This window comes from Mesorhizobium sp. M2A.F.Ca.ET.067.02.1.1, from assembly GCF_004023285.1.
GTDB lineage: Bacteria > Pseudomonadota > Alphaproteobacteria > Rhizobiales > Rhizobiaceae > Mesorhizobium.
Genome location: NZ_RZSB01000052.1, coordinates 1 through 16262 on the forward strand (window position 1 = coordinate 1; position 16262 = coordinate 16262).

Consider the following 16262-nt stretch of genomic DNA (forward strand, 5'->3'; position numbering starts at 1 on the left):
CTGGGAACACAGCGCGCAGGTGTATTCGTCCTTCTGCAGGGTTTTCAGCGTGGCGTTGGTGTCGAGCACCCCACCACAGCCGGGGCACAGAACATTCCAGGAAATGTCGAAGATGCCTACCCGCGCGGCGTGGAGAAAGGCGCCTATGGCGCGCTCCTCGTCGAGGCCATGCTTGCTGGCGAAGGCGAGCACATTGATGCGGCAAAGTTCGCGGTCCTCGCCCTCGGCAATGGCTCGCTTGATCGCGTCAACTGCCGGCGGATCGACATCGGCCGTTTGCCGCAGAAGCGAGAACAGATCCTGAGCTTCGTTCATCGTGCAGGCTCCGTAAAATCCGCCCCGAGGCGTATTAACTGGACCGCGCTTTGGTCCGAATGCTCCATTTTACGTCTAAATTGACCCTACGGCCATTCGAATAGAACAAAGCCTGATGACGGTTCAATTCCACTCGGCAGATTTTCACCGGCTGCAAGCGGCACTATGATGGTCCATGGGCATTCATCTTGGGCTCTCTCTCATGCCGAAATCCGACAATCCGCCGCTTCCAGGGGCCCTTCGCCTTTTCTCCGCGGCTGTCATCGTCGTCCTGATCGTGGGCGCCGGCCTGTTTTTCGCGCCCACGCTGGTCAAGCCGCGCTGGCCGTGGCCCGTCACGCCGTTCAGCGCCCGCTTCCTCGGCGGCTTCTACACCGCCGAAATGGCGGTGATGGCGGCGCTCTTGTTCTGGAATCGCTGGTCGCCCGGCAGGCTGGTGCTCGTCATGGCCTTCATTTTCACCGTCATCGTGTCGGCGGCTTCGTTCATCAATCTCGGCTATTTCAACTTCGAACGAAAAGCGGCCTGGCTCTGGTTCCTTGTCTATCTTGCCTCGGCCGCGGTATCCGGGCTGTTCCTGTGGCGGGCCAGGGCCCGTCCTTCGGCAAAAGGCGTGGCCTTAACCCCCGCATGGCGCGGCTACATGTCAGCGGAAACGGCGATCCTTGGGCTATACGGCGTCGGCATGTTGCTGTTCCCCCGGGTTGTCAGCAGCAGCTGGCCGTGGCCGGTCGATCCCTTCCACGCCCAGGTCTACAGCGCCATCTTCCTCGCCGGCGCCGGCGGCGTGTATCTCCTATGGAAAAACGCTCCGCGCGAGGAATTGCTGGTGCTCGGTCTGGCGCAGCTTCTGGTTGGCCTGCTAGCCATCCTTGGCCTGGTCATCACCGACGCTGCGGTGCACCGGATCGACTGGACGGCAACAAAGACATTATGCTGGCTCGCCCTTTTCGGCTGGATCGGTCTCAGCGGCGTCTTCAAATTCTACGCTGCCTTCCGGTATTTTAGCTCGCAATCGGCATCATAGACTATGGAGACGACTGGATTTTCGAGTGAAGTCCGGTGCATCGTGCCGGGCCGATCGCCCTAGAGCATTTCACCGTTTCAAAGGAAACGGCGAACTGCTCTATCTCGTTGTTCTGACGCAATTCCGGGCGGAAAACCGCTTACACCTTTCCTAGAATTGCTCTAGCCGGGAACGCCATGACCAGCACGACCTCGCCATCCTCCGAGAAAATCGAACCGCAGCTTCGAGCCGTCCGGCCAAGCGATGCGGAGGCGCTTTGCGCTATCTTCAACATGCCGGGCTTTCGCCAGGGCACTCTCAGGATGCCTTTCGAGCGGGTGGAGCAGGTGGAGCGGCGCATTGCCAAGTCCGGCCAGGAAACCACCTGGATCGTGGCGGAGCTGGAAGGCAAGGTCGTCGGCCATGGCAACCTTGTCGTGCAGGGTTCGCGCCGCTCGCATGTCGGCGAGATCAACATCGGCCTTGACGATGCCTTTGTCGGCAAGGGCATCGGCTCTGCCATACTCGGCGCGCTGCTCGACGTGGCCGATAACTGGCGGGCCCTGAAGCGGGTCGAATTGACCGTCTATGCCGACAACGAACCGGCCATCCGTCTCTACACAAGCCACGGCTTCGAGGTCGAAGGTCGGCATGTGAAGGCCGGCTTTACTGACGGGCAGTACCACGACCTCCTGAGCATGGCCCGACTGCGGTTCTAAGATTCGCTGTTTCCCTTGGCGTTTGCACCACATGCGGCTAGACGGGATCAATGACCGCCGTCTTCGATCCAACCCCTACGCCTCCGGTGGAAATTCTGGCTGTACTGTCGCTGCTCTGCCCTGAAGTCGTGCGCGACATCGAGCAGAACTGGAATGCACCGGTTTCCGATTACGCCCGCCATCTGTGGCGGCCGGTGGCAAGGCCTGTATCGGGCCCGGCGATCGCCGCCCGCTCGATCCTGCGCGACGTCCTGCGTCAGCGCCTCGACGTAATTATGCAGCCTGAGGAAGTCGCTAAGGTCCTCGAAGAGTTCGAGCACAGACCGGTGATTCAATCCGGCCTGCACTGCCTCCTCCTGATGGATCGGATTACCTTCGATGCCCTGCTGCTTGCCTGGCTCGGCGCGGTAGAAAACGGGCTGTCGGCCTTCGTCGGCTTCATGGGCACGACGATGACCATGGAGACCATTGGCCGGGAGGGGCCGGGATGGCTCGATGTCGGCGACGACAAGGTCAACCTGTTTGGCTTGGGGCGCCACAAACTGTGCCGCAAGAGCGTCTGCGTGGCCGGTCCTGTCTCCCTCAACAAGCGCGCGCTCGAAGCGGTTGGCGATGAAACGGATGGCAGCCGCTGGCGGGGCACACTGCTTTCCAGCCAGGACAAGGTGTTTGGAACCGCCGCCGATGCGCTGACGGCCCTCAATGAGGATCTGGTCGCCAATTGGGATCGTTCCGGCATGGCCGCTCCCGTCTTCATCGATGATCGGCTCGCCGCTTCTGCCATGGCACGGCATCTGGAATATGACGGCAGCCTTCTTTCCAGGCTGCTCACCCAGCCCGCAAGGCGCCAGCGTCTCGACCATGCGTTGCAAGAGGCCGCATCGGGCCCGTTTGGCAGATTCCTGCCCAATGCGACGGACTATTTCTGGGGCATCCGCGAGCAGCGCGTGCGCAAGCTCGCCCTCGACAACGGACACCTGATCGAGCCTGACAGGCCGCACGGTCTTTCCATCCCGTTCGAGCGGCCGCATCTCAGGCAGGCGCTGCTGGATGGCGTGCTGCTGCCGAACCTGTTCCTGATGTTCCTCGTCCTTGCCATATTGCCGCGCGTGCGGGCCGTGGGCGGCCTGAGACAGATTGGCTACGTAGCGCTTTTCCACTCGATCCTGCTGGCCGCGCTGGATGAAAACGTGCCGGAAGAGCGCGATCTGGCTGCGGAGCTGCAGGTGCGCGAAAATGCTTGGGGCATGCGAGTCATCGATGAAAAGATATCGGTCCGCGAGCAGCTTGCCGGCCTGCCGGAAGGGGCGCTCTTCCCGGAACTGCTCCGGCAATATAGTTTGCGGACACTTGCCGACACGACCGACGACCTGAAACTGGTCCGCGAAGACTCCCGATGGCGCAAGATCGGCCGGGCGGAGATCAAGGGGACCTGAGCCTTGCTTCAGGCCCTATTCAGGTTGATTTTCTAGTGCGCAACGCCAACCGACGGCGACCTATCGGTGAACTTGGCCTCTGATCCGGCTGCCTCCTTGAACCCATACTGGTCGCTCCATGCCCATTTGCGCTGGCGCTTGCCGGTCGACGGCGATCGGTTCATCCTTGTGTGAATACCCTGGCCGTGAAGTACGTGGCGAGATCATGCCCGTCACGGCCGCAAGTGAGGTCTTGTTGCATGGACTGCTTGGGCTGCGGTTTCGAGGTTGAGCGCGGTTTCGCCTTCTGTCCGAAGTGTGGCAAGCGCCAGCCCGTGCCATGCGCCAGTTGCGGCTACCTTTGCGCACCTGATTTCGAGTTCTGTCCGAAATGCGGGGCTGGTGTCGGTGCGTCCGCAAAGGTCGTCGAGCGTCCCGCTCCGACACCAAGCCGGACCATTGTGCCGCCTTCTCGAACTCCGTCGCTGCTTGGGAACATCGAAAGCGAAGATGGGCTGCATCCCGCCTCCGACGCCGATCGCCGAACGGTGACGGTCCTGTTCGCGGACCTTTGCGGCTTCACGACGCTCAGCGAGCAGCTCGACCCAGAGGTCATGCAAGCGCTGCAGAACGACTTGTTTAAGGAATTGACGGCGGCCGTGCGAAACTTTGGTGGTTTCGTCGACAAATTCATCGGCGACGCGCTGCTCGCCTTGTTCGGTGCGCCGGTCGCACATGAAGACGATCCGGAGCGTGCGCTTCGTGCCGCTCTCGACATGATCGCCCGGACGGCGCGGCTCGGCGAAAGCACCTCCCACTCCGGCTCGCCTCTGTTACTCCACATCGGCATAAACACTGGTCCGGTCGTTACTGGAGGATTGGGCATCGGCACCGCCAAATCCTATTCGGTGACCGGCGACACGGTGAATACGGCGCAACGCCTACAATCGCTAGCCGCACCGGGTGAGGTGCTGGTCGGCGAGCTCACCCACAGGCTGACCCGCCATGCGTTCTCATATGAGTCGCTGGGCGATGTCGCGCTTCGCGGCAAGGCTGGCAGCGTGCTCGTCCATCGACTGGATGCACCGCTTGCGACGCCGCGTGCAGCGCGTGGGCTCGAGGCGCTCGGCCTGAGCGCGCCGATAATAGGCCGCGGTGCGGAGCTCAATAGAATGCTGGCCAGCCTTGACCAGGCGTGCGGCGGCTCGGCCCAGCTTGTCCGCCTTGTCGGAGAAGCCGGTATCGGGAAATCGCGGCTGGTGAAGGAGTTCGTCGCCCGCGTCGGCGACGAGGATCGTTTTCGCAACGTCGCCGTGCGGCAGGCGACGTGCTCACCGCTGGGGGAACAATCATTTGGCGCCTTGGGCGCAGTGGTGCGCAGCGCTGCCGGGATGATGCAAAACGACAATGGGGAGGAGATGCGAGGCAAGCTCGCAGGCTTGCTAACCGATCTCGGCCTGGAGGGCGAGGAGGCGGATCGGCTGATGCCTTTGATCTACCATGTGCTTGGCCTTGGCGACCCCGATGCCACCTTGCAGCATGTCGAGCCCGAGCAGTTGCGTCGGCAAATTCTCTACGCAGTCCGCACAATCATCGAACGGCGGCTTGCTTTATCGCCGCTGTTGATTGTCGTCGAAGACCTGCACTGGGCCGACGCCGCGTCGCTCGAGGCACTGCGTTTCGTGATGGACAGATTGGAACGCACGCGGTTGATGTTGCTGGTCACGCATCGTCCGGCGCCGGACAACGACCAGCTCGACTCAAGTCGGGTCAGTCACACAGCGCTCAGGCTTTCGCCGCTCAACAATGATGACGGACGCGCACTGCTGGCGGCGCTTTTCGGCGAGAGTTGGGTAAACTCAGCAGGAGGGCTTCCCGACCAGATCCTCGAGCGCGGGGGCGGCAATCCGCTTTTCGTAGAGGAAATCGTTCGCGGCCTTATCGACCGCGGTGTACTGATGCGCGAGGGCCAGCGATGGCGGACAGTGGCAGGCGAAGTCGCAACCGGCATTCCCGCCACCATCCAGGCAATGTTGCTTGCCCGCGTCGACCGGCTGCCGCACGAGGTGCGCCGGTTGGCTCAGGAAGCCGCTGTGATCGGCCCGCGTTTCAACGCGACCCTTTTGAAAGCCGTGACAGCCGACCCCGGCCGTCTGGAAGCCGGTTGCGAACTGCTTTGCGATGCGGAAATCATAGAGGAGGTAGCCGGATCAGGTTCGGTTTCGTCGCAAAGCTACCGCTTTACACAAACATTGCTGCAGGACGTGATCTATCAGAATCTGCTCCTGCAACGCCGGTCCGACATCCATGGGCGGGTCGGTGCCGCCTTGGAGCAACTGTGCGGCGACAAGCCGGAACGGCTCGAGGATTTGACCGCGCTCGGTCATCATTTCGCACAGAGTGTCGAGCGGGAGAGGGGCGCGCGTTACCTGCAGGCGGCGGGCGATCGCGCCCGCATGATATATGCCAACGACGACGCCCTTCGTTTCTACGAGCGAGCACTGACTGCGTTGGGCGCGACCGGGCAAACACCGCTCAAACTGGCAATCGCAGAGCGCATTGCCGATTTGAGCGGCCCGGCAGGCCGCCGCGACGTCGCGCACCAGCACTACGAGACGGTGCTGCAGGCATATCGCGCGTCGGCCGATCGCGTCGCTTCGGCGCGGGTTTTGCGCAAGATCGGTCGGCTGCTCTGGGACGTCGGCAAGCGGGACAACGCGGAATCGCGCTACGCCGAAGCGGCAGCGCTGCTCGATGGCGCCGATGCCCCGGTCGAGCAGGCGCATCTCTGGCAAGAACGTGGCCGACAGGCGTTCCGCAGCGGAGACAACGCTCTCGCGGCAAAATGGGCGGACGCGGCGCTGGATTGCGTACGCACGCTGACAACCGAACATGTCTCCGAGATTGGGCGTGATGCCACTCTTGTGACTGCCGAGGCGCTCAATACGAAGGCTGTCGCGTTGGCACGCCTTGGACGAGACCGCGAAGCCGTTGGCCAGGTCGAGCGCAGCATCGAATTGGCCGAAGCCGCCGGTCTAATGGGCACGGCTTGCCGCGGCTACACCAATCTCGGCGTGCTTTACACGACCATCGACCCGGCAAAGGCGATGGAGGTCTGTCGGCGCGGTCTTGAGGTGGCGCGCCGTATTGGTGATTTGGGATACCAGGCGCGCCTCCTCGCCAATCTGGCGGTCGCTTGCTGTACTTTCACGGATCGCTGTCCGACGGAGGGCGTGCCGGCCGCCGAGAAGGCCATCGAGATCGACCGGGCGCTCGACCAGCGCGAGCACCTGTCCGTACCGTTGATAGTGCTTGGGCAGATCCACCAGTGCAACGGCCGTCCGGAACTCGCGATTGGCTTATTCCACGAAGCGCTGGACGTAGCTCGCGAAACGGGCGAGCCGCAACTGCTGTTTCCGTGCTATGATGGTCTCGCAACGCTCAATCTCGACCTCGACAATCTGGCCGAGGCCGAACGCTACTTTTCCCTGGCGCAGGGTATATGCGCCCAGCACGGGCTCGACCCGGAAGGGCTTGTGGTGCTGCCTTTTCTCGACTAGCCGGGTTGGGAGGTTGGCAATGTCAGCGCGCATTGACTTGATACCGCTTCAACCAGGCGATCGTGCGCCGAACGTGGTACTCGACGCCATAACCCAGGAAGGCAAGATCGCGCTCGACGATTTTCGCGGACAAAAACCGGTCTTGGTCGGCCTTTTCCGAGGTCTGCATTGCGCGTTCTGCCGGCGCCATATCGCCGCCCAGGCGCGGCTTGATCCGGAGCTGCGCGAAAAGGGCGTGGGAAGCCTGACGGTGGTCAACACGCCGATCGAGCGGGCACGTCTCTATTTCCGTTACCACCCGATGCCGAATCTGCTTGCGGCTTCCGACCCCGAACGCGCTTCGCATCGTGCCTTTGGACTGCCCAATCTCGAATTCACCCAAGACGAGACCAACTGGCCGTACAAGGTCTCGATGGCAGCGGCAAAGGATATGCGGGTCAACATACCAGGCGAGTTGCCCGGTCCCATGGATCCTTTTGCGGCCAGCGAGTTTCTCGACAATAAAGACCACTACGAAGTGACCGAAGCCGACGAGCAGATGATGGCGACGGGACACGGACAACTGATCGGCCAGTTCCTACTGGACCGGCAGGGGATCGTCCGCTGGAGCTTCACGGAAGTTCCGGAGGGTGGGCGATACATGTTCGCGGCACCAAGCCCGCGGGAGCTGATGTCAGCCGTGTCCCAAGTCGCCCAATAGACTTGCGAACGAGGCAGTCGGGCGGGACACCAAACAAAAAGCGGAAGCAATTTGTTCATTCGAGCGCGGCCTCGAGAACGGCAACAAAGTCATCGAGCGAGCGATCCCCGCGAATCTCGATGCGCGGAAGATCGATGGGATCGCAGTCGAGGTGCGCCGGCCCGTGTTTGCCGCCGAAGCCGATCCGATAGCCGCACTCTCTGGCCAACCGGCCAAGCCGTCGGTCGGTGACGGAGTAGGGTGCCGCGAACGCCGTGGTTGTGCGACCGGTCCACCGTTCGACGAACATACGAGAACGCAGGAGTTCGGCGGCAAGGTCAGAGCTCGACAGACCGTCGATCGCGCGATGCGTCGCCAGATGGCTTCCGAACAACGCACCTTCGCTGGCGAGGCTTCGCACCGTCGCGGCGTCCATAAGCGGCGTCGGCGGGCCGCTGTCGGCGTCCCATCTTGCACTTTCACCCACCAAGTCCGTCACCAGGAACACCTCTGCCGTCAAGTCGTTCGCGCGCAAGATCGGCCAGGCATGGTCGGCAAAGTTCTGGAAGCCGTCATCGAAGGTGATGAGCACCGGGCGGCCAACAAAGGGCTGGCGGTTGGCGATGGACTGTTCCAACTGCTCGGACCCAATCGCGTGAAAGCCATTGGCGCGCAGCCATGCCATCTGACTGGCGAACGCGGCGGGCGTGAGCCGAAAACGGGCAAGCCCGGCCGGACCATCATCGGCGACGCTGTGATACATGAGGACTGGGATATGCGGCCGCCGCTCGCTGCGGGCGACGTCGCGGCGCAAGGCCCGCGCCCCCCCCCAGACGACTTTTCGCGCGACCCCGATTTCGACTCGGGCGCGGACCGGCAAATGGTCAATCCTCGGTTCGGTCGCCACCTCGCCCGGCGACAGGCGGCGGAAACGGTCTATGCGATAGAGTTCGGTCTGGATTGACTGCTCGAGGACGAGGCCCTCGGTTGCCGACAGCGTCTCCGAGATCGCTTGCGCACCGAATGTGTTCCAGTCGAAGCCCGTCCTTTTCGGATCGTCGCGCAGCACGAATGCGTGCGCGGTGACAAAACTGCCGCCAGGCGCCAACGCCTCGACAATTTTGTTAGCGATGCGCCGCAACTCATCCAGATCATCCAGGTAGTAGAGCACTTCCGAACAAAAGATCAGATCCATCCCGCCCGGCAGCGTGTCCGCATCGAAATCCAGCACGCCGAATTCAACATTAGACTGATCGCTGCACCGTTCGCGCGCTCGCTCGATGGCTATGGCGGAGATGTCGGTTGCGGTCAGATGACCCACGCGCGGCGAGAGCTGTCGCGTGAAATGGCCCTCAGCGCAGGCCAGTTCAAGCGCTCGGTCGATGTGGCCGGCAGGGAGAATTTCGAGCTGCCGCTCATATTTTTCCTGCTCATAGGACGAACCGTAGTTCCAGGGATCCTCGATCGCGAAATAGCCATTCCAGAACGACGTGCGATCGTTGTCGCGCCCATCCGCGGCCCGTGCATGGCGCGGCGCTGGAGGCGGCTCGGTGGGTTGGGCGTTCCACCGTACCAGCTCCACCGCTTTCGCGGCCAATCGCTCGAGTTTGCCGAAGTGGCTGTCCGGATCTGACCCGCGTGTCAGTTGGTCCGGCGCCACGACATTTGCGGTCAATTCAATCCAGTGATGCCTTGCCACGGTCCCGAGCACGCCAAACTGCACGCGAGCCTCGATCTGGGCATCCCGCATCAGCCAGGCATAGATTTGATCGATTCCTTCCGGAAGTTCGGTCGCGGCTGGATTTCGAGCATCGACCCGAAGTCCAAGTGTCAGCGCCAGCCGTCGCGGCGCGGCGAGATCGTCGAAGTCGAGAAGCATCTGTTCGAGGTGATACTGGACGCGGCGAGCCGCGACGGAATTTTCCCAAACCTTTCCGAGCCTGGTGATCAACCCGGTGAGGGCGCCGCCGAACCTGTCCCATCTGGCAGCCAATTGCGCCGGCGCCGACAGGCTTCCTGCCATAACGCCATCCAAGGCTACCTCGGCGATCTGTCGCGCCCACTTGCGTTGCGCGGGGAGCGCGCGCAGGGATTGCGGGTCGATCGAACGCGAGCCGCTGCCGCAATCCGACGCGGCGTTCCACAACGCGAACCACGCGAGGGCTTCAGATGCGGAGCGGCCGATCGTCTCGACCGCTCCATTGGCGTGAGCCGATGCCGGATGTTTGACCCTGGGATCAGGAGAAAAACCGCGGGCGATCACGATTTCCGCATCTGCCAGCACCTGCCTCGAATTACCCGAGAGCGAGTTGGGGCTGGCCTGATAGAAAGCCAGCGGCTCGTCGACCATCACCCAATTTCTGCCTAGACGTGCGACGCGCTGCCACAGATCCCAGTTCTCGCAGGTACGCAGCGACACATCGAAACCGCCCAATTCGACAATTGTCTGCCGATCGACCAGGAGTGCGTTGGTTGGTATGGCACACCGTCGGGCGAATGTTTCGAAGGGCTGGATCGCAACCTCCGTTGGGATGTTAGACGCGGTGAGTTCGCCATCGGGCATCACGCGCTGGGAACCGCAATAGCCGGCCACTGCATCGGGGGCGGTTTCCAGTGCGGCCAGCATCTTCGACAGGAAGCTGGCATCCACCCAATCGTCCGCATCAAGAAACATGAGCCAGTTTCCGCGCGCTGTCGCAATCCCGCTATTGCGCGCGCCGGCGGCGCTATTCGCACAAGACCTCAATGCCCGAAAACGGCTATCGTGCTCCGCATAACGGGCGGCGATCGCGGGGGTGCGGTCCGTGGAGGCGTCGTCAACGATGATCGCCTCCCAATTCTCTATTTTCTGACTCAGAAGGCAATCGAGTGCACGCGCTAGCGTCACTTCGGCGTTGTGCGCGGCAACCACGATTGAAACCAAAGGATTATGCACCACGCCGTCTACCCGCGCCTGGTTCGAAGGTAGGTCCCCATCAGCGCAACCCGTGGTCACCGGCATCATAACGGGCGCAATGGATATGGTAAACTGGCGTCTTTTGCAATCGCTGGGTGGCTGATCTTGCCGTGTGTATTCCCATTCAATTTTGGCAATGAAGCGCCTCTATTGGGCTCTGCGCTCGCAGCCGTCGCGGCTCTCGACCGCTGCAGCCATGTCGCGCTCGAGACGCTGCAAAAGCTGCGCGTCGGGAGGCAGATTCGCGAGATCGATCAACATGGCCCAGGACCTATGGGTTCCAGGCTTTTCCGGAGCATTCGGCGGACCGATTTCAGCCGGCGAGCGCAGGCCTCCGGACACGCCTCGGGAGCGCTTTAGTCGATCCCTTTAAGAAGAATCGCAAGCTCCGCCGGCCGACTACTACTAAGGCGGGGATGTCTATCGTGATGCGCACGGAACCTCTCTCAAGAGCCAAGGCGAGGCCATGAAAAGCGCGTTCGATATAGTCCGCAAACTGATGGCCGAGGTAGAGCCGACGGACCTTGTTTGCACCGTCCGCGATGCCGGGGCCATCACATGCAGATCACAGCCGCGGGCGCCGATTCGGCAGTGCCTGTAAAAAGATGATCCATTAGCAAATGCGTTCGTTGGTTCCCGAAAGCTGACATCGCGCTGGTGGGGCTGAGTCACTGAGGTGAATACCCTGTGCGTTGTCCCTAAGGCGGCAAGACCGTTGGCTGCTTCCAAACGAGACTCCCGGACGCCTTCTTAACCGGCAGCGGGACCTACCAACTCAAATCTCGCCCGGTTGGCGCATATTCCCTAGCGCGTCGATGCAGGTTGCAATTGGGAGGTTACAACGTGAAGACACTTTTGGGATGACCTGCCGGCTTGGCAGCAGCCTCTCAGGAAGGCTGATTTGCTAACCAGCGTAACCCCGTCAGGCTGGGCAGGAAAGGTTCCGCCGGGTGATTTCGAACCCGAGCACGTCGATCGGCTGTGACGCATTGGCCGCATCTGGCCCGCGCCGCATGATTGATCGCGCGCGGGCGTTCATTCGGCCGATGCGTCCCGCTTGGCACCCGACCGCCTTGAGCCCGCGCCTTAGCCGCTACTTAGATCGTGAATAGCCGGCTGTAGACCGTCAGGCGTGATATCAACCGTCGCAAGCGTGATCGGCAACTTAAAACGACGGTGACCGGCGCTGCCCGGATTAAGGTAGAGCACACCGTCAACGGTTTTGAGTTTTGGCACATGGGAGTGACCCGACACGACCATGTCGATGCCGAGTGCCGCTGGTGAGACCTGAAGCGCCTTGAGATCATGAAGGACGTAGAAGGTTCGGCCTGCCAGCCGCACTAACGCCGTATCGGCGTAGGTCGAAGCCCACCGGGCCGTATCCACGTTGCCTCTGATCGCGGTAACCGGTGCGATCTGCTGAAGCCCGGAAATAACGTCAGGACTGCCAATGTCTCCGCCATGGATGATGTGGTTTACCCCGGCCAAGCGTCGTTCCGCCTCAGGCCTCAATAGGCCGTGCGTGTCAGAAATGATGCCTAACCTGAATTTCATCGTCGGCCATTATATGGTGAGCACATCGAGATCAGCCGCAATACGGCTGTTCGGAAATGTCCGCACGGCTTCCGCGAGTATTTCTTCGTCGGCATATCGACCAGAGATATGCGTAAGAACGAGCTGCTTCACGTCGCTCATCGCTGCCAGGGATGACGCCTGCGCGGCCGTGAGATGACCATAGTCGCGGGCCATGGTCGCATCCCGTTCCAGGAAGGTGGCCTCGATCACCAGAAGGTCGGCGCCGCGGACATGGTCCGCGAGATCATCGGTCGACTCCGTATCGCCGATGATGACCAGCTTCTTGCCTGCTTCCAGCGGGCCTAATACATCTTCGGGAGCAACTGTTCGGCCATCGACGAGGGTTATAGACCGGCCTTCTACCAGTTCTTTCCTGATTGGACGGTCTGGCACGCCCAGAGACGTGAGGTGCTCGGCGCGAAGGTGGCGGCGCGGTGGAGTCTCGAGCACGAAGCCGTAGCTATCGGTGTCGCGGTGACGAACCTGAAAGCAGTCGATCATGAATTCGTCCGCGTCGAAAAACCGGCCGGGCGTCAGCGGCTCGAGCTTTAGTGGGATCGGCGCTCGTCCTTCACCCCACAGACCAGCGAGCATGCGCACAACGAGGTCCAGGGTGTCCGAGCCTCCGTGGACGGTCAGGAGATCGTCACTTTGCCGCAACCGGAGTGTCGAGAACAGGCCGGGGATTCCAAGGATATGGTCGAAATGGGCATGCGTGAGCAACAGGCGATGAAGCCGCCTGAAGCCGGCGCCGCTGCGCAGCAGCTGGCGCTGCGTGCCTTCCCCGCAATCAACCAGAATTCGGTGGCCTCCGGCCTCGATGAGCAGGGCAGGGTGATTTCGCTCGGCAGAGGGTACGCTGGCCGAGGTGCCAAGAAACGTTAGTTTGAAAATCATTGAGCCAGTCTAGCCCGCGAGCGGTAAGGCCTCAAAGCGGGCAAACAACGCTTTCTACCCGGGCAAGCCTGCCGTGGCTGTCTTTGACTATTTTGAGGCCACGCCCTGCTCAGACTTTATCCCGGAGGTTTGACCATCACCGTGGACGAGGTCGCGGTCCCGGTCATTGGTCTTGTCGGGCGTTTGGCCTCCGCCTCCCGGGTATCCCGCTCTTTGTCCTTCCGGGGTTTCGGGCCCGGCATGTCCCGCGATGATTTGATCTCATATGCTTTGTCCTCTTCGGTCGCTCAATAAGCCGCCACATCCTGTTCAAAATGTGGGGTAAAATGCGGGCCTTGAAGACTAGGGTTGCGAAATCTGCAGGCGATTCAACATCGTAGCAACAGCGATGGCGGAGAGAGCCTCTTTCGAGTTCTTGTTTAAACCATTGAAATTATTGGAATTTTCTTATGGCTGGTTACCCAGTTTGTTACACAGCCACGGATGACCGCTTTGCGCCTCCTGCTGATGTTAGGCGCAGTCCCCGCAGCCTGAAAGCGGACGTTGTGAGCCACACAGGTAGCAGACTTGCCCAAAGTTCATCCCGACTACGCAGCACTTCCCGTCTCCGGCATCGAGCGGTGCCGGAATGCCGGCTCCGCCAGCAATCCAGAAAACCGTCAGGCACGAGATGCCTCGCGCAGGTTGATCAACTCGGCCACGTCGAGGATCCTCAAACTGCTTGCCACGCCAAGCGCGTCGGTGGCGGCGGTGTACATGACCTTGTCCTTGGGGCAGGCGACGACGAAGATTCCGACGCCCAGGCCAAGCGCCTCGCGGATGCGGTTTTCGCTGGGGCGTTCCTTGACGCCGTCGTCGCCCTGCCAGATGCGACCGCCGCCGGCGCCGCAGCAGAAGGAATTCTCGCGGCAGCGCGGCATGTCGTGCAGCGTATAGCCCGCCGCTCTGATCAGGTCACGCGGCGCGTCGAATCCGCCATTGTAGCGACCGAGATAGCAGGGATCGTGATAGGTCACCGTGGCGCCGTCGGCCGGGGCAATATCAAGCCTGCCCGCCGCCACCAGTTCGGCAAGCAGCGCCGTGTAGTGAAGCACCTCGAACGCGCCGCCAAAATGGCGGTAGTCGTTCTTCAGCGCGTTGAGGCTGTGCGGATCCGTGGTGACGATGCGGTTGAAGCTGCAGGCGCGGATCGCGTCGATGTTGGATTGGGCAAGTGTTTCGAACAGGCCTTCCTCGCCGGCGCGCCTCACGTCGTTGCCGCTGTTGCGCTCGGCATCGAAGAGAATGCCGAAATCGACGCCGGCGGCCGTGAAAAGCTCGGCGACCTTGCGGGTCACGTCCTGGACGCGCGGGTCGTAGGATGCGTAGTCGCCGACGAACCACAACACGTCGACCGGTTCGCTGCGCGCGTCCTTGACCGGGAAGCCGAGTTCCTTGGTCCAGCGCGCCCGCATCTTCGACGGTTTGCCCATCGAGTTCCCGAGGCGCGTGAGGTTCGACAGCGCGTCCTGGAGCATGGGGCTGACATGACCTTCATCGACCAGATGGCGCCGCATGTCGTTGATCTTGGGCAGATGCTCGATCTCGACCGGACAGGCCTCCATGCAGGCGCGGCAGGTCGTGCAGGCCCAGAGCGTCTCTTCGGCGATCACTCCGCCGACCAGAGGAACCGACGCGTCGTTCGCCAGCGCGTCGCGCATATCGGTGATCAGCATCTTCGGGCTGAGAGGCAAGCCCGAGGCATAGGCCGGGCAGACCGCCTGGCAGCGTCCGCACTCGGTGCAGGACAAGAGGTCGAGCTGCTGCTTCCAGTCGAACTGGGCGAGCGAAGCCACGCCCGGACTCTCGCGATCGGGAGGCACGGCGGGCGCGGTCCCGGCCGCTTCGAGGTTGCGAAAATAGATGTTCGGCGCGGCCAGGAACATGTGCCGATGCTTCGAGCCTGGAATATAGATCAGGAAGGCGAGGATGGCGCCGATATGGACCCAATAGGCGATCCGCTCCGCCGGATCGGCGGGAAAGCTCAACGCACGGAGCAGATCGGCTATAAGCGACGCGACCGGCCGCCATGAGCCGTCGGCACCGCCGAGGATCCGTGCGCCGGCCTCGATCAGCAGGGATGAGACGATGAGCAGGATGAGCACATAAATGATCGCCGCATCGGTTCCGCTCGAACCCCTGAACCGCGCCGGCTTCAGGATATAGCGCTGGTAGACGGCCAGGCCGAGACCCAGCAGCATCAGCACCGCGAACAAATCCTGGAGCAAGGCGATCCAGCTGTCGCCGCCAACTGGCGCGAGTGAAAAGCCGGGAAACAGGCGTGAGCCGAACGCCTCGACCGTGACGGTGAACAGGACAAAGAACGAAACGAAGATCAGCGCGTGCAGTATCCCGGAGAGCGGCTTGCGCAGCATCTTGCGATGCAGGCCAAGCGCGATGGCCACACCTTCCAGGCGGCGCCAGGGCTGGTCGAAGCGGCTTGCGCCCGGCGCCTGCACCAGCGCGGCGATGTAGCGGCGGGAGCGCCAGAACGTCAGCGCGACGGCCGCCAGCGTGACGATCCACAGTATAGGCGTTTCGCTCATATCAGCGGCCGGGCTGCAGCCGCTCGCTCAGATTGGCGACGAGATCGAACAGGTCGCAGGTCGCGCCGAAATGCGCGACATTGAAGATCGGCGCCTTGGGGTCTGTGTTCACGGCGATGATGAGGTCCGACTTCGACATGCCTTCGAGATGTTCCGGGGCGCCGGAGACGCCGAGCGCCAGGTAGAGCTTCGGCTTCACCTTCTGGCCGGATTTGCCGACCTGCCGCACCTTGGGCAGCCAGCCGCTGTCCACCACCGGGCGGCTGCCGGCGATCTCCGCGCCAAGGATATCCGCGAGCCCACGCGCGATGTCGATGCTGGCCTCGTCGCCGATGCCGCGGCCGACGCAGACGATCCGCTCGGCCGTCGTGAGGTCGACGCTGTCATAGTTGGGAACGTCGACGCCGACGAGACGCACCTTGCCTTCGGCCACGATGGACGTGGCGTCGGAATGCTGCAGCTTGGACGGATCGACTGCGCGCCGTTCCGCCTCGGCGAAGGCGCCGGGATTGACCATCAGGATGGCCGGCAGCGGCACGCTGCATTCGGCGAGGA

The 16262-nt window shown here is 62.2% G+C and carries 11 protein-coding genes; 5 read left to right on the top strand and 6 right to left on the bottom strand.

Going from position 1 to position 16262, the window contains the following annotated elements; genetic code table 11:
• The coding region (locus EOA28_RS07215; protein WP_245501486.1) for a DUF5939 domain-containing protein at positions 1–315 on the bottom strand (315 nt) is incomplete at its 3' end.
• A gap of 175 nt (positions 316–490) precedes the next feature.
• Between EOA28_RS07215 and EOA28_RS07220 the strand changes: the two genes are divergently transcribed.
• The 5 genes from EOA28_RS07220 to EOA28_RS07240 all read left to right on the top strand — a co-directional run bounded on the left by EOA28_RS07220 (position 491) and on the right by EOA28_RS07240 (position 7715).
• Positions 491–1342 carry a hypothetical protein gene (locus tag EOA28_RS07220; protein ID WP_245463372.1) on the top strand — a complete coding sequence of 284 codons (852 nt, stop codon included), beginning with the start codon at positions 491–493 and terminating at the stop codon, positions 1340–1342.
• Between the two features lie 176 nt (positions 1343–1518).
• Positions 1519–2040 carry a GNAT family N-acetyltransferase gene (locus tag EOA28_RS07225; RefSeq protein WP_042639164.1) on the top strand — a complete coding sequence of 174 codons (522 nt, stop codon included), beginning with the start codon at positions 1519–1521 and terminating at the stop codon, positions 2038–2040.
• 50 nt (positions 2041–2090) lie between these two features.
• Positions 2091–3476, top strand: coding sequence for a hypothetical protein (locus tag EOA28_RS07230; RefSeq protein ID WP_127249252.1), 1386 nt, complete (start codon positions 2091–2093; stop codon positions 3474–3476).
• Between the two features lie 239 nt (positions 3477–3715).
• On the top strand, positions 3716–7015 hold the full coding sequence (locus tag EOA28_RS07235) for an adenylate/guanylate cyclase domain-containing protein (RefSeq protein ID WP_127249253.1): 3300 nt from the start codon (positions 3716–3718) through the stop codon (positions 7013–7015).
• A gap of 19 nt (positions 7016–7034) precedes the next feature.
• Positions 7035–7715: a redoxin domain-containing protein gene (locus EOA28_RS07240; RefSeq protein WP_126081354.1), complete on the top strand. Its 681-nt coding sequence runs from the start codon at positions 7035–7037 to the stop codon at positions 7713–7715.
• Between the two features lie 55 nt (positions 7716–7770).
• Here the strand turns inward: EOA28_RS07240 and EOA28_RS07245 are convergent, their stop codons facing one another.
• From EOA28_RS07245 to EOA28_RS07265, 5 genes are all read right to left on the bottom strand, one after another.
• On the bottom strand, positions 7771–10698 hold the full coding sequence (locus EOA28_RS07245; protein ID WP_245484061.1) for a trifunctional glycosyltransferase/class I SAM-dependent methyltransferase/polysaccharide deacetylase: 2928 nt from the start codon (positions 10696–10698) through the stop codon (positions 7771–7773).
• 1038 nt (positions 10699–11736) lie between these two features.
• Entirely contained in the window at positions 11737–12204 is a 468-nt protein-coding gene (locus EOA28_RS07250; RefSeq protein ID WP_127249254.1) for a metallophosphoesterase family protein, read from the bottom strand.
• A 9-nt stretch (positions 12205–12213) separates the two neighbouring features.
• A complete protein-coding gene (locus EOA28_RS07255) occupies positions 12214–13119 on the bottom strand; it encodes a ribonuclease Z (RefSeq protein ID WP_127249266.1) in 906 nt (301 codons plus the stop codon).
• 662 nt (positions 13120–13781) lie between these two features.
• Positions 13782–15707 (bottom strand): (Fe-S)-binding protein, encoded by a 1926-nt coding sequence (locus EOA28_RS07260; RefSeq protein ID WP_127386242.1) that lies wholly within the window; start codon positions 15705–15707, stop codon positions 13782–13784.
• A gap of 1 nt (position 15708) precedes the next feature.
• Positions 15709–16262, bottom strand: a 554-nt coding sequence (locus EOA28_RS07265) for an electron transfer flavoprotein subunit alpha/FixB family protein (RefSeq protein ID WP_148670666.1), incomplete at its 5' end; no start/stop codon positions are given.

Bases quoted from the DNA above. Each gene is read 5' to 3' on its own strand.
- EOA28_RS07220 (WP_245463372.1), top strand. From the start codon at position 491: ATGGGCATTCATCTTGGGCTCTCTCTCATGCCGAAATCCGACAATCCG.
- EOA28_RS07225 (WP_042639164.1), top strand. From the start codon at position 1,519: ATGACCAGCACGACCTCGCCATCCTCCGAGAAAATCGAACCGCAGCTT.
- EOA28_RS07230 (WP_127249252.1), top strand. From the start codon at position 2,091: ATGACCGCCGTCTTCGATCCAACCCCTACGCCTCCGGTGGAAATTCTG.
- EOA28_RS07235 (WP_127249253.1), top strand. From the start codon at position 3,716: ATGGACTGCTTGGGCTGCGGTTTCGAGGTTGAGCGCGGTTTCGCCTTC.
- EOA28_RS07240 (WP_126081354.1), top strand. From the start codon at position 7,035: ATGTCAGCGCGCATTGACTTGATACCGCTTCAACCAGGCGATCGTGCG.
- EOA28_RS07245 (WP_245484061.1), bottom strand. From the start codon at position 10,698: ATGATGCCGGTGACCACGGGTTGCGCTGATGGGGACCTACCTTCGAAC.
- EOA28_RS07250 (WP_127249254.1), bottom strand. From the start codon at position 12,204: ATGAAATTCAGGTTAGGCATCATTTCTGACACGCACGGCCTATTGAGG.
- EOA28_RS07260 (WP_127386242.1), bottom strand. From the start codon at position 15,707: ATGAGCGAAACGCCTATACTGTGGATCGTCACGCTGGCGGCCGTCGCG.